Here is a 12,819-nt window from a genome sequence, read left to right as displayed (position 1 = left end):
TGATGTCTACAGCTTTTCTATTATTTCTCGCCGATGGACGAAAGAACATGCGCGAGTGCATTTGTGACCTTTCCATGCTCTGATGCATGCGGGCGGTCATCTCCGTCTCCATACCCATAATCAATCATTCGATTACGATTTAAGCACAGCTTTGTCAGCTTCGGCTGGAATAGATCAAATAGTTCAAAACGGTCCTTCAGCTGTGGGAATTGCTTTTGATACTGCTGAATTTCTTCGGCAAGCAAGCTCCAAAGTGTCACTTCATCTAATAGCTGATGGTTCTCTAACACGTTTGATACGTAACGCAGGTTGCAAATAAACAATCCTGTAAAGATAAACTGCACTAAGCCTTCCGGCGGTTCACTCCGCAGCACTTCTTTTAAATCGTCTCCTAGAGAAGCCAATTCAGGCAGCGGCTGATCACTAATATTCACATCATCGACGAAATCTTTGATCGCCAAACGGTGAGGCTGATGATCTTTTAACACAAGAATCGTATTTTGTCCGTGCGGTGAAAAGACGGTGCCGTATTGATACATAAAGTGCAATAGCGGCGGCATCACCACATGGAAAAATTTCGCCATCCACTCTTTTGCTGAGAGACCTGATTTTTCAATCAGCTGTTTCACATATGGCTCACCTTCATGATCCTCATAAGTGAGTGCCGCAAGTGTAACAGGGTTCTCTCCTTCATCTAAGTACGAGTAAATGCTTTCTCTAAAAATCACACCGAGCATTTCAAGATATTGATACGGGGCACCAGGCAGTTTGCTATAGTAAGGATGATCGACATTAATACTTGCATTCTCACCAGGTAATATCACGCGGCAGACATCAGATAAAAATGAATCTTGATCCGCGATCCCTTTAATATGCGCTGTAATGCGAGGGGCAATGACTGTCCGTTCTGACGGAAGTCCTCGGTACACGAGTGTATTTAAAATGCTCATTGGCAGTTTAATATGATGCTTGCCTTTATTTGAGATGTTCGTAAAGGTTCTGATCGACTGCTGCGGGATATATTGATCCAGTCCCTCTCCTACATACACAATCCGGCGCAACGCCAAATCTTCTGGGAAATGCTGAATAATCATATGTGTCCACTGCCATTTATGAACAGGCATCAAATAATAATCAGCTGCAATCAATCCTTCATCCTTTAGCACGCGGTGAAATTGACGGATCGTGACTTCATCTAACTCTTTGGCAATTACCTGCTCATAGTTTTCATGATCGACTGCATGGAATGTCGCAAGGTCCCGGTGAACAGCAATCCAAGACAGCTGCACACTTTCTTGCCTTTCAGGTGCATAGGCTAGGTAGTCATCATAACTGAACCCAATGCGTCCTTTGTTATACACAATCCAAGGATGGCCTGTCATTTCTCCTTCAATCCATGCATAATCAGTATCTGTCAGTTCATCCGCACGAAGTGCTTTTTTCGACAGCAAATGTACATCTGCTAACAGGGTGTGATGAAGCTCTTTTATAAGGTGTCCTGTTGTGTCAGAAGACATTGGAATGAGCGGCTGAATGTCTAGTAAAAACACAATGGCACTGACATCCTTTGACCATTTTCCGTCTTGACAGCACTCGATTGATTCAGCAATTGTATCAAAACTATCAAACAAACGAGGTTTTGCAAGATAGCGATATTTCTTATGTTCGTGAATGATTAATTCATACTGAGCAATGCCATCCTTTTGATCTAGCTGCACGGGATGAAGCATATCCTCATACATGTATTCAGACAGCATTTTTGCCACCATTCGCTGGTTTGCCTTTTTCCAAGCAGCCGGATTCACCGCTTTTTTCAATTCATCTTGTACACTCATCGCTTCATCCTCCTTAACCTTTGATTTCTTCAAATGTGTTGACGTTCTTATGTGTACCAAATGTCTGGAAGACGTGTTTTTGATAAAGTGGATACACGGTTTGACGAGCAAGTTCATTGATAATCACACTGTTTCGGTAAGCGCCAAGTCCTAAATCTGGAGCGCCAACGCCATGTGTATGAAGCTCTGCATTTTGGACAAAAATATCATTTTCACCCATTGTATTCGTTTTTAAGCGATATTCACGTTCGACTTGGAACCGTCCTTGATCGTCCCATTGAATGTGATGAGAAATTGGATTGATAAACGGGGGCAGTACCGATTGATAGCCCGTCGCCAGTACGACAATATCTGTCTCGTGGGTAAAGGTGTCCTCTTTGACCCATTGCGTGCATGAAAGGGACAAGCCGCGAGCTGTTTCCTCAATCAAGTTGACCTCCGTCATTGCTTGAAGCACTGTGTTCAACTGCTCTCCGCAGGCAGAACGTTCATAAAGCAAATGATAAATATCACGGATCATTGCAGAGCTGATGCCCTTATACAGCAAATCTTGCTGCTTTAACAACGCATCCTTTTTTGTTTGCGGAAGCTCATAAAAGAAATCAATATAATCTGGAGAGAAATATTCAAGACCAAGGTTTGAATATTCCATTGGGAAAAATCCTTTAGAGCGTGTGAACCAGTGAATATCCTTCGCCTCATCATCTGATAAAATATCATAGAACACTTCTGCCGCACTTTGACCAGAGCCGATCACTGTCACAGATTTCCCTTTGAAACAGCCTTCTTTCTTTCGTTTTAAATAGTCAGCAGAATGAAAAACTTTCTCTCCTAAAGCTGGCTGGAGCGATGCTGGTATCGCCGGCTGTGTACCAATTCCTAAGACGAGATGCTTACTTTCAAACACCTCTACCGTTTGGTCTTTCACATGACGCACATGCACTTCATATCGCTTTTCTCCTGCTTTCTCGATCAATGAGACAGATTCGACGTTCATGCCAAATCGGCAAGAGTCTAACTGGTCTGCGACCCAGCGGCAATAATGACTATATTCCTTGCGCGGAATATGAAAATCCTCTAGAAAGTAAAATGAATACAAACGGTTTTGTTCCTGTAAATGGTTGAGAAAGCTATATTTACTTTTCACATCTGCCATACTGACAAGGTCCGCTAAAAAGGGAACTTGCAGTGTCGTCCCCTCAATGAGCATCCCTGGGTGCCAATGAAAGGCTTCACTTCTTTCAAAAAACAAAGCGTCAATTTCATTTACCTCTTCAGATAATGCGGCAAGTCCTAAGTTAAACGGACCAATGCCGATCCCTATTACATCCACTACATTATTTTGCTTGTTGAACCGCGTCATGGTTATACTTCCTTTCGAATCTTTCTCGATCACAAAACATTAAAAGACCTGTTTTATCGGGTAAATTGACTGGTTTTACACGTTCAAATCCGCATTTTTCAAATACATGGATCATTTTTTCATTGCGAATATCCGGCTCAGCGACGACTTTTTCTGTTCGTTTATTCTGCTCAAATTGAAATGCTGTCATGGCCTGAAGCAGAGGGGCTGCAAAACCTTTTCCCACATAATCCGGTTCCCCTATTAATAGATGGATTCCTTGGTCATGCGGAGAAGGCTGATAGTAAGATTCAATGACATCACCTTTGACGTTGTACGCCTCAAAATAACTCATGGGTGTCCCATCAATTGTACCTAAATAAAGGGTTTGATGCGGATCATGAATCGCCTGATAAAAATGCTTTTCAAAAGCAGGAAACGGAATATTCAAATGCCAAAATGGGTGAACATACTCCTCTTGCATCCACTTGTGGACAAGCCGGACATCTCTTTCATATTCAGCGCGAATAAACTTAATACGATCCCTCATCCAATCAGCGCCTCCTTATGTAAAAAGAGCGGATTCAAGACAGCTGTGTAACGAGACTGTGTTTCCAGAGATCCTGTCAGTTCATCCATATCTTCAAACCGTGTCAGCAAATTCGCTTTTGAAGGCAGTTCTTTTGAGCGCAGAAGGCTGTTTGTCAGCTCAGATGCACCGTATGTTTCCTCATGAGCGAGCAATGTGTCTCTCACAAGGGCGAGCAAGTCTTCTTCTTTCGCCAGACCTTCTGTACCAAAACCGTTAATGAGACCAAATAAATGATTAAAGAAGAAATAATAACGCAGTCTCTCAACAGCTACCTCATCTGCACAAATCGTTTCACTTCTCACGCTCAGGTTTTGGACAAGATTTGCGAGTTTATCCTTTTTCGATTCACTATAGTAGTAGCCTTGGTTGTCACGATAATAGAAGGTGTGCGGGTAACCACCCTTCATTTGCACAACAGCGTTTTGCTGATGGGCTTCCAGTGCAAGACCATACGTTTCAAACAGCCAGAGCATCGGTTCTAACGAAATGGTTAAATATTGCTTAAACCAATCTTGGCTCACAGCCTCCAGTGATCGGCCTTCTGCGTCTGCAAGGTCATGAATGATCCCTGCTAATCGCGATTTTCCACCATACGCATGATCCTGACATAATCCAGCAATTAAGCTTGCCCCTTTTTCACGATGTAAAAATGGATTTTGGCGAATGACTACTTCAAAGCCAGATTCCGCCTCTTCTCCTTGAATAGATAAATAGGCAGGATCTTCAATGACCCGGAATCCAGAGAATTTGTCGTATAGAGAAACGCCTAATTCTGTTTTTAAAATGCGCGACATCTCTACTCCGCGATCCAGTTCCTTTTGTTTATTAACACGTAAGGAGTTTGTAATTTTCACAGGAACAGAGAATTTGAGCATGTAAGCAGAATCCTTTTGATAGACGGTTCTGAAGGATGAGGTCGCTGTGTATTCAGAACCGATCGGTCCTAAATAAGTGAGTTTCCCTTCCTCTATATAACGGTTCACGAACGCTTTCTCCATAACCACCTTCACTTGAAGCGGGTGAATCGGAATGAGCACATATTCTCCGTTTTCTACTAACGTATTCAGTCTCTCTTTTTCTGCTGGTACCTGGCGCAAGAGCTCCTCTAGCATGAGGCTTGCCGCAGACTGTGTAATTGACGAATCCTGAAGCACAATCGAATGATGCGCTTTAAAGTAATGAAGCTGGAAAGCCCCTTTCAGCTCAGGAGAATAGATCGCTTCCTCCTCCTCTGTCATTCCTTGTCTGCTTTTTGGGGTAGGATGCGTTAAATGACCAAGGAGAAGTGACTGCTCAGCCTCGATATACTCAAAATCGGCTTCAGAAAGAGCGGCTCGATCACTTTCTCGCTCCTTTAAGAACCGTTCAATATTTCGGCAGCTTAAAATGATGCGAAGCATGAATTCATCCTCTGCATCTGTACGGCCATATTCAATGAGAAGCTCCTTTGAACATAAAGCAACAAGTGTCGTGTAATCGACGATTGCGCCCTCTTGTTCACTGCCTTGCGGGCGAAAGCGAATCGGAAAATCAAAGAGATGGCGGCCAACAGATGAAACATATCGGATCGGAATCACAAGCTCTAGATCTTGTTTTGCTAGTTTTGCGATGAAGACAAGCGAGCCATCTGCTCTCACCTCTTTTTTTGCAGATCGATCGATTCCTGTTTCGCGTAAAAAACAGTTTAAAAAGCTTTGCATGGTTGCATTTTCAGCCATTTGTTTATATTGACTCAACGTAGTACCCTCCCGGATTGAATATGAGCGATCCCGATATCAACGATGTCAGAAAGGATTTCCTCAATATGTGTGATTGTCGTTCTCGGATTTAACAAAGTGAATTTTAAGCATGTTCGGTCATTCACCACTGTTTTCGCAATGACAGCAGTTCCTGTTTTGAATAATGTCCGATGAATGATTTTATTGATGTCATCTGTTTGATCGTCATCCTTAAATCGGAACACAACTGCATTGATTTCTGGCTCAGGATTGATCACTTCAAGGTCATCATTTCTCTCAATAAGCGCGACCACATCCTTTGCAAAATGAATGGTATGGTCAATGATTTCTCCAAAGCCTTCTTCTCCAATTAAACGAAGAGAAAGAAGTAATTTCAGAGCATCAAACCGGCGCGTCGTTTGGACAGATTTATTGACGAGATGTAGAATACCATCGAGCTCGTCTTCCTTTGGATTAAGATAATCGGCATGATAATTGATCAAACCAAAATGTCTTTTATCCTTTAGCAAAAATGCCCCGCAGGATATCGGCTGATAAAATTGTTTGTGAAAGTCAATCGTGATTGAATCAGCAAGCTCAATACCGTCTAACTTCTTACGGTAGGTTTCGCTTAATACAAGTGCTCCGCCGTAGGCAGCATCTGCGTGAATCCAAAGACCGTATGGCTTGACGAGGTCATATACCTCTCGAACTGGGTCAATACTGCCAAAATCCGTTGTCCCGCAAGTGGCTACTACCGCAAAAGGCAGCAAGTTCTGCTCCTTCAACTCAGCCAGCTTCTTTTTTAAATCATTGAGGTCCATTCGATGATGCTCATCTGTCTCGACTAGTACGACTGCCTCCTCTCCTAAACCTAACTGGGATGCAGATTTTTTCACAGTGAAGTGAGCATTCTTCGAGCAAAGGATTCTCATGCGGTGAGATTCACTTGGTAAGCCTTTCTGCTGAAGATTCCACTGCCATGTGTTTTCACAAAAGGCATCTCTCGCTAGAAGCAGCCCCATGTAGTTAGATTGGGTTCCACCGCTTGTAAATGTCCCATCTGCTAGGCCGCCATAAGAAAACTTCGCACATAGCCACTTGAGAATTTCTTCCTCAACCAAAGAAGCAATACCGCTTTGATCAAAGGAATCCATTGATTGGTTAAAGGAACTTACCATCACCTCTGCGGCAAGTGCAGGAATAAGCGGTGGACAATGCAGATGTGCCAAGCATTTAGGATGCGATACATCAATCAAATGCGGCAAAAGATGTTCTTTTATATCTTGAAAGACGGATTCAATGGATTCACCAGACGGTTGAAATCGGAATAGCGATTCGACACTATCCGCTAATTTCCCAGGCAATATTCCACTGTATGGTCCTGTGTCTTTTTGCCATTGATCCAGTAAGCTGTCGATAGATGTATGAAGAGCCGCTTGGAAGGACTCTCTTCCAAGCTGGCTTTGATTGATAAATAATGAATCCACTGAAGCCTTAGTTGATTGCATCGTACACGGCCTCTTTAAAAATAGCGATGACTTTTTCAAGCTGTTCTTCTGTCATAATGAGTGGTGGCAAGAATCGAATAACACTTCCGAAACGGCCTCCTGTCTCCACAATTAAGCCTTTGCCGAAGCAATTCTTTTGAATAAGACCGGCCAGCTCTGGATTCGCTGGATAGCTTCCGTCCACATCCTGTTTCTCATTTGGACCTACTACTTCAACGCCAATCATTAAGCCTCTCCCTCGAACATCACCGAGAGCAGGGACTTGTTTTTGGATGTCTTTTAGATGCGCCTGCATACGATCTCCTAACCGTTCTACATGATCAAGCAGGTTGGTTTCTTTGATAAATTTAAGCGTAGCAGTTCCAGCAGCCATCGCCATTTGATTCCCTCTAAATGTCCCGATGTGTGCACCTGGATTCCATTGATCTAAATCTTGATCATAAATCACAACTGAAAGCGGCAGGCTTCCACCGATGGCTTTTGACAGCACAATAACGTCAGGTACAATTCCTGCATGTTCAAAGGCAAACATCTTCCCTGTTCGGCCGATGCCTGATTGAACCTCATCAATAATGAGCGGAATCCCTTTTTCTTTTGTGATTCTTCTCATTTCTTTCATCCATTCAATCGATGCTGGAATGGAGCCCCCCTCGCCCTGCACTGCTTCAAAGATCATACCTGCTGGCGGAAGAATACCACTTTCAGGATCATTTAATACGCGCTCAATATACGAACTTGAAATGCGGTGCGAATTCTTCCCACCAATTCCAAATGGGCAGCGATATTCATATGGGTAAGGCATAAAATGAACATCAGGTATTAACCCTTGCACTCTTTCCTTTGGAGATAAATTCCCGCTTAATGACATCGTGGCATGTGTCGCACCGTGATACGCACCATGGAAAGATAGAATGCTTCGATTCCCTGTCGCTGTTTTGACTAATTTAATTGCTGCTTCTATGGCGTCACCACCAGTTGGTCCACAAAATTGAATTTTGGCTCTTTTTGCAAACTCTTCTGGCAAGTGAGAAAAAATTTCATTCACAAATTCTTCTTTAATTTCTGAGGTTATGTCCAGCGTATGCAACGGTCTTTTTTCATGAAGCATACGTTCAATTGCATCTATAACAACTGGATGATTGTGACCAAGTGCAAGTGTTCCTGCGCCTGCCAGGCAGTCATAAAACTCTCTGCCATCCGCATCTGTCACGATCATACCCTCGGCTTTTTGCATGGCTAATGGGAACCGTCTCGGATAAGACCTTGCATTCGATTCTCTTTGACTTTGCTGCTCTAAAAATTGCTGATTTTTAGAAACGGTTTTGATGGACATAATAAAACACTCCTCCAATTGATAAAGATTATCATTTTCATTTACTAGCCTAGAGGATGTGAGATATGAAAGTCAATTGTATTCAAAAAGATGATTCTAAAAGCATATGAATGCTATATTCTCTATTTAACGAGTAATTTCGTGTCATTTTGACAAACCTCTACTGCTATAGGGAGAATAAACGCGTGAGACGAAATAATGTAGAAAAAAATTACAAATCATTCTTCCTGGTTCTTTTGTTCTATTCATGACAAAGCACTTATTTTATATGGGAAAGTGGATGAAAGTGATGTAGAAAAGGAAAAAAAGAAACGTCATTCTATATTGATATAAATGGTTATAATGGTATAATTTCTCTGAAACAAAAGGGAATGGAGAGGGATCTGATGATTTTAACAAAGCATGATCTCCACCACTACTTAGCTCAGGACAAGAAAGCATTAGCCATTAAGCGCAAACGACCTAAGTGGTTTGGGGATGATATATGGAAATATCAAAGGATTTTACGAAAATATGAATACTATTCTAATAGCGGTGCTGAACTTCGCAAATGGTTCTATCGCTATTTACATAAAAAGAAAGGCATGCAGCTTGGCTTTGATATTCCGATTGGTGTCTTCGGTCCCGGTCTTAGAATCAATCATACGGGTCTCTTAATTGTGAACAAACATGCAAAAATCGGGGCATTTTGTGATATTCATCAAGGGGTGAATATTGGTCAGAATCATCATGAAAAAGATGTACCAACCATTGGGGATCATGTATGGATTGGCCCAGGTGCTAAGCTGTTTGGGGATATCTATATTGCAGATCATATTTCCATCGGAGCAAATGCTGTGGTAAACCGTTCCTTTCACGAGGAGAAAATTGTTATTGCAGGTGTGCCAGCGCAAAAGGTAAAAGAAAAAAGCCCTTCATCATGAAGGACCCACCTGATAAAAAAGAATGATACCGATCAAAACAGAGATGAGCAACATGAGGTAAAACAAAATCGTTAAAATAAGAATGGTCCAGCCAAGTCCCTTCCTCTCTGTCTTGATCAAATAAATACCAAGAACGATCGTACTAAATAAGACACCTAAAATGGCCCACAGCCATTTGTCTTTATCATGCTTTGGCGCATCAAACCATAAATAAATGGCAACAGCAAGTGAAACGAATAACCCTGTAAGTCTCACGTTCAAACTCCTCCTTATGTACACGCGTGCTTTCTATTATGCGTTTGAGTATCCGATCATCAGCAATAAGAAGTAAAAGACATAGACTAGAATGAAAATAGAATAGATGATAATGGACACGATCAGAATCGTCCAGCCCAATCCTTTTCTTCCTGTTTTGATCAGGTATATTCCAAATGTAAAGAGCCCGAATAAAAGGCCTAAAATCGCCCACAGCCATTTATTCTTCCCATGTTTAGGCGCATCTACAAATAGGTAAACGGCCACTATAATCGACACAAACCATCCGGTAATCCAGCGCAACTCATTCGTCACCCTTCTTTTTTAGTTTATTCAATCATACGCTACTTTTGTACTAAAAAGAAAAGGAATTATTCAGTTGAATGTTGCAGAAGGCTTTGCCATTCCTCTCTCAGCATCCCGTAACGCATCGAATCATAATACTCTCCTTGGTAGTAACGGACCTTTCGCAGTCTTCCCTCAAGGATAAACCCGCATTTCTCTGCGCACCGCATCATCCGTTCATTTCCCGACCATGTAGTAAGACCAATTCGAGGAATATCAATGTGTGTAAATAACTTATCAGTCCATAGACTTAATGCCTTTGTCCCAACGCCACCGCTCCAAAAGTGCGAATCATAAATGAGAATGCCGCATTCAAGCCACCGTGTACGTTCATTCTCCCAATAATATGACACGGTGCCTTTGATTTCGCCGTCTATTTCAATACCATATAGCTTTGGCGGAATGGATGTATCCTGTAAGTATCGTTTTTTAAAAGCAGCAAGCGGGATTTCGTGTTCATGAAAATATGGGGCGTTCCACTCTCGATAGGACTGGTCTGGTGCTTTGAATCTTAAATGCCATACCAACTCTAAATCAGCTTCGTTTAATGGTCGTATGTTCACAAGCTTTTGTTTTTCCCTTTTCATCTGTTCACGTTCCTTTACTTTGTCGTTCTTTTTGCAAGATGACGGTACTCGATAGGCGTCATGCCTTCGTTTTGCCGAAACAGCTTAGAAAAATAAGTAGGATCATCAATGCCTACGTGATCAGCAATCGCTGCGATTTTATCATTCGTTGAGGCAAGCATGCTTTTGGCTTTTTCGACCTTGAGACGATTGATATATTGGTTTGGCGTGAGTCCATACACCGTCTGCATACACCTTGTCATGTAATCAGGGTGATAGTGCAGCTTCTCTGCAAGCTCCTCCATTTGCAGTTTCTTCATAAAGTGACGCTCAAGATAATGAACCACTTCTGAGGCGACATTCTCCTTTGCACTTGGAATATGAAATGCTTCTTTTTGTAAATGAATGAGCAGTTCTTCAAACAGAAGCTGTTTTTTCAGCGGCAGTTCAGACGCGTCATCATTTAGTGCCCGCATCTGTGCAAGGTGCTTTTCAAATACATTTCTCCCCTTCACTTTTCCTATACGGGGCAGGCTAAATTCATATGTTGCCGGCTTTTCAAAGGTGGCTTGATTTTGTTTCATATCAAACCAGTGTTCTCTCGGCCGATTCGTCAAATCAAAAGGATCAATCGAAAAATGAAGCCACTCATAGTGCGTTTCTTCTTCGCATGGCAGGTGTCCGCTATGTGACAAGCCTGGTGAGAGAATGATATATTCTCCTTCTTTTACGTGATGAGCCTCCCTGTCTTCTGTGATCCATAGCTGCCCTCTTGTGACATAAAGAAGATCAAACACGGTAAAGGTTCTAGAGATATGTCTTTCTCCTTCATAAAATACGCCTTTGCCAGAAGCGATATAAACCGGAAACGGCGGTACAGTAAATGTAATAAATCGATTCATATTCATCCCCTTATGAAGTCGGATTTCTCCAATAAGTTTCGGTTTCATCTCTTCTTATTATAGTCGATGCAAGGTACACTATAAATCGGATTTATACGAAAGGAGGTTGATTGATGAAACCTCAATCACTGCCAATTCAAAAAGTTCAAACTAGAGGGAAGAAAAACCACCCTTCATTATTTGCATTAACTTGGCCTATTTTTATTGAAATCTCTTTATATATGCTCATGGGAAGCGCGGATACCCTCATGCTCAGCCAATATTCCGATAATAGTGTTGCAGCAGTTGGTGTAAGCAATCAGCTCCTGAATTTATTGATTGTCATGTTCAGCTTCATTACAACTGGAACGACGATTGTGATTGCGCAGCTTTTAGGAGCGAGCCGCAAGCAGGAAGCGACTCAAGTCGCCTATGTCTCACTAGGAACCAATTTCTTGATTAGCTTTGTCATTAGCCTTCTCATGTTTGGATTAGCTGTTCCCATCTTACACCTGATGGGCCTATCAAGTGAGCTCATGCCGGATGCGACTATATTTTTACAAATTGTCGGGCTGCTTTCTTTTATTCAAGCGCTCATTATGACGTATAGTGCTATTTTAAAAAGCTACGGATATACAAGAGATACGATGTATGTCACTATCGGAATGAACTTGTTAAACGTTGCTGGTAACTATTTGGTGATTTTTGGTCCGTTTGGTTTCCCTGTATTAGGTGTCATGGGGGTCGCTTTTTCGACCTCACTCGCTCGATTGATCGGATTAATGGCCATGATCCTCATTGTACGTCGCCGAATTGGATTACGCTTTTCACTGAAGAAGATGTTTCACATCCAGCGGACATATTTAAAAAAGCTGCTAAAGATCGGCATTCCTTCTGCTGGAGAGCAGCTTTCTTATAACGGCTCTCAAATGATCATTACACTGTTTATTACATTTATGGGGACGCAGGCATTAGCTGCAAAGGTTTATACTCAAAATGTCATGATGTTCATTATGCTATTTGGTGCAGCCATTAGCCAAGGAACACAAATTTTAATTGGGCGCCATATTGGGGCGAAGGAATTCGATGCTGCCTATCACAGATGCATGAAAAGCTTATACTGGGCCATTGGCATCTCCCTTCTTTCTTCCACTGCTTTATCTTTATCATCGACGCATTTGCTTGCTTTCTTTACTAGCAACAGCGAGATCATTCAAACCGCCGCCACCCTCCTCCTTTTGACCATTATTTTAGAACCGGGCCGTTCTTTTAATATGGTCATTATTAATTCCTTGCGGGCTGCTGGCGACGCGAAGTTTCCAGTGTATATGGCGATGATTTCAATGTGGGGCATCGGGCTTCCGATCGCTTACTTGTTAGGCATTCAGCTTGAAATGGGCCTCATTGGGATTTGGATTTCTTTTATCGTGGATGAATGGGTAAGAGGCATCTTTATGTATAGGCGGTGGCGTTCAAGGGTTTGGACAGAGCATCGCTTTTCTTCCACATAAAAAGGAC

At 42.2% G+C, this 12,819-nt stretch carries 12 protein-coding genes; 2 read left to right on the top strand and 10 right to left on the bottom strand.

Features of this window, described 5'->3' with window-relative positions:
• Positions 1-20: 20 nt before the first annotated feature.
• From MHB83_RS10355 to MHB83_RS10330, 6 genes are read right to left on the bottom strand one after another with little or no spacing between them, the layout of a single operon-like run.
• Positions 21-1,835, bottom strand: a complete 1,815-nt coding sequence (locus tag MHB83_RS10355) for an IucA/IucC family siderophore biosynthesis protein (protein WP_342496300.1) — start codon at positions 1,833-1,835, stop codon at positions 21-23.
• A 13-nt stretch (positions 1,836-1,848) separates the two neighbouring features.
• Entirely contained in the window at positions 1,849-3,198 is a 1,350-nt protein-coding gene (locus MHB83_RS10350) for a lysine N(6)-hydroxylase/L-ornithine N(5)-oxygenase family protein (protein WP_342496299.1), read from the bottom strand.
• Complete coding sequence (locus tag MHB83_RS10345; protein WP_050945332.1) at positions 3,173-3,727, bottom strand: GNAT family N-acetyltransferase; 555 nt, start codon at positions 3,725-3,727, stop codon at positions 3,173-3,175. Before MHB83_RS10345 ends, MHB83_RS10350 begins: the two co-directional genes overlap by 26 nt.
• Positions 3,724-5,505, bottom strand: a complete 1,782-nt coding sequence (locus MHB83_RS10340) for an IucA/IucC family protein (RefSeq protein WP_212046090.1) — start codon at positions 5,503-5,505, stop codon at positions 3,724-3,726. Before MHB83_RS10340 ends, MHB83_RS10345 begins: the two co-directional genes overlap by 4 nt.
• A complete protein-coding gene (locus MHB83_RS10335) occupies positions 5,502-6,998 on the bottom strand; it encodes an aspartate aminotransferase family protein (RefSeq protein WP_342496298.1) in 1,497 nt (498 codons plus the stop codon). Before MHB83_RS10335 ends, MHB83_RS10340 begins: the two co-directional genes overlap by 4 nt.
• The gene (locus tag MHB83_RS10330; protein WP_342496297.1) at positions 6,985-8,331 is read right to left on the bottom strand and encodes an aspartate aminotransferase family protein; all 1,347 of its coding nucleotides are present in this window, start codon (positions 8,329-8,331) and stop codon (positions 6,985-6,987) included. The genes MHB83_RS10335 and MHB83_RS10330 overlap by 14 nt, the downstream gene beginning before the upstream one ends.
• 386 nt (positions 8,332-8,717) lie before the next feature.
• Here MHB83_RS10330 and MHB83_RS10325 point away from each other — a divergent pair, with 386 nt between their 5' ends.
• Positions 8,718-9,254, top strand: coding sequence for a serine acetyltransferase (locus MHB83_RS10325; protein WP_034620007.1), 537 nt, complete (start codon positions 8,718-8,720; stop codon positions 9,252-9,254).
• On the opposite strand, the gene MHB83_RS10320 is transcribed toward MHB83_RS10325, so the two are convergent.
• The 4 genes from MHB83_RS10320 to MHB83_RS10305 form a co-directional block, all read right to left on the bottom strand.
• Entirely contained in the window at positions 9,249-9,509 is a 261-nt protein-coding gene (locus MHB83_RS10320) for a hypothetical protein (RefSeq protein ID WP_080984794.1), read from the bottom strand. The genes MHB83_RS10325 and MHB83_RS10320 overlap by 6 nt on opposite strands.
• A 36-nt stretch (positions 9,510-9,545) precedes the next feature.
• Entirely contained in the window at positions 9,546-9,812 is a 267-nt protein-coding gene (locus MHB83_RS10315; protein WP_253622745.1) for a hypothetical protein, read from the bottom strand.
• 68 nt (positions 9,813-9,880) lie between these two features.
• Positions 9,881-10,441 (bottom strand): GNAT family protein, encoded by a 561-nt coding sequence (locus tag MHB83_RS10310; RefSeq protein WP_342496296.1) that lies wholly within the window; start codon positions 10,439-10,441, stop codon positions 9,881-9,883.
• Positions 10,442-10,455: 14 nt separating this feature from the next.
• On the bottom strand, positions 10,456-11,322 hold the full coding sequence (locus MHB83_RS10305) for an AraC family transcriptional regulator (RefSeq protein WP_342496295.1): 867 nt from the start codon (positions 11,320-11,322) through the stop codon (positions 10,456-10,458).
• Positions 11,323-11,435: 113 nt separating this feature from the next.
• On the opposite strand from MHB83_RS10305, the gene MHB83_RS10300 reads away from it, so the two are divergent.
• Complete coding sequence (locus tag MHB83_RS10300) at positions 11,436-12,812, top strand: MATE family efflux transporter (RefSeq protein ID WP_342496294.1); 1,377 nt, start codon at positions 11,436-11,438, stop codon at positions 12,810-12,812.
• Positions 12,813-12,819: the final 7 nt, after the last annotated feature.

The sequence above is a fragment of the Bacillus sp. FSL K6-3149 genome (assembly GCF_038630515.1).
GTDB classification, from domain to species: Bacteria; Bacillota; Bacilli; order Bacillales; family Bacillaceae; genus Bacillus; species Bacillus pumilus.
The sequence above is the reverse complement of the archived record's forward strand: the minus strand, read 5'-3'. Positions and strand labels throughout refer to the sequence as shown.